The organism is Pseudomonas sp. P5_B2 (assembly GCF_056400445.1).
The window spans coordinates 1-1,473 of sequence record NZ_JBFULH010000855.1; the positions used below are offsets into that span (position 1 = coordinate 1).

Here is a 1,473-nt window from a genome sequence, read left to right on the forward strand (position 1 = left end):
GCGCCGTGGCGCTGGATGATTTCGGCTCACCACCACCGACGCCCCCCTCGGCGTTTACCAATCCGCCGGCCGACCTCAAGGCCGCGCTGGATGTGCTGACCTTGCCACCAGCCCACCAAGGCGCGACCGTCCTGCCCAACGGCAAGCCCAGCCGATTGTTCTGGGCTCAGCCGTACACTCAGCAACTGCTGTTGCTCGAAGAGTTCGGCACGGAAAAACTCGACCCGACCCTACCGACGCCAACGTCATATGCACTGGCCAGTTGTGTTCACCCTGGTGCTGATGCTCCTCGGTTACATCGGCCTGGCACTGAGCATCTGGCCGTACATCCCCCGCCATCCGACAGCCTGTGAGCGGTGGCATCACCGGTCGGCTGTTCGCCCTGATCGGCGCGCTGTTCATCCTGCTGGTGACCCTGATGTACACCTTCCAGAGCTATTACGTGTTCCGCGGAAAAGGGAGAGTTGGTGATGGCTACTACTAGTAAGTCAATTGCTCTAATCACGAAAAGGCCGATACGCCTTTATAAGCAGCTCGCTGAGTTGTGCCTATTGTTTATGGTGTTGCTGATGATGCTGGCGTTGTCCGCTGTACTGGCGATGGAGTTGACCCTTGGGGCGCTCTGAGCTGCCGGCGCCAATGGTGGGCGACCCTGTCTTTCTCCAAGGAACTGGAAATCTGCTGCGTCGCCGCATGCTGATCATGTTGGGTGTTGTTCTGCTGATCGTGCTGGTCCTGGCCGCTTATAAAGCCTTCTCCATCTACAGGATGATTCAAGGCTACTCTGCGCCAAAACCGCCAATCAGTGTCGCTGTGGCCACCGCTGCCGAACGTCCGTGGCAAACCCGCCTKCCTACCGTCGGCACGATCAAGGCGTTGCAAGGCGTGGATCTGAGCCTGGAGACCGACGGCACCGTTACGGATGTGCAGTTCCAGTCAGGGCAAACGGTCAAGGCCGGTCAACCCCTCTTGCGACTCGACAGCGCCGTGGAAAGTGCCTTGCTGGAAACGGCGCTGGCCGACCTCGGGCTGGCCCAGCTCGATTACGGTCGCGGTAGCCAACTGGTGGGCAGCCAGGCCATTTCCAAAGGCGAGTTCGACCGACTCTCGGCCGTCCTGAAAAAGTCCAAGGCGTCGGTCAATCAACTCAGGGCTGCGCTTGGCAAAAAGAGCATCCTGGCGCCGTTCGGCGGGACCATCGGCATTCGCCAGGTCGACGTCGGCGACTATATGGCCAGCGGCACCATGATCGCCACCCTGCAAGACCTCAGTAGCCTTTATGTCGACTTTTTCGTGCCCGAACAGTCGGTGCCTAAAATCGCGATTGGCCAGTCGGTCGAAATCATTGTTGCGGCCTATCCGTCCCAAACCTTCCCCGGCACCATCAGCGCGATCAACCCGAAGCTCGAGAGCAGCACGCGCAACATGCAGGTGCGCGCCACCTTGGACAACCCCGACGGCAAACTGTTGCCC

2 protein-coding genes and 1 pseudogene are annotated in these 1,473 nt (G+C 60.0%); all 3 read left to right on the forward strand.

Features of this window, described 5'->3' with window-relative positions; translation table 11 throughout:
• Positions 1–242 (forward strand): annotated as a pseudogene (locus AC1DRJ_RS27440) (hypothetical protein); the annotation flags it as partial.
• Between the two features lie 107 nt (positions 243–349).
• Complete coding sequence (locus tag AC1DRJ_RS27445; RefSeq protein ID WP_477804913.1) at positions 350–484, forward strand: hypothetical protein; 135 nt, start codon at positions 350–352, stop codon at positions 482–484.
• Between the two features lie 194 nt (positions 485–678).
• Positions 679–1,473 (forward strand): efflux RND transporter periplasmic adaptor subunit (locus AC1DRJ_RS27450; protein ID WP_477804914.1); only part of this gene is annotated, 795 nt, incomplete at its 3' end.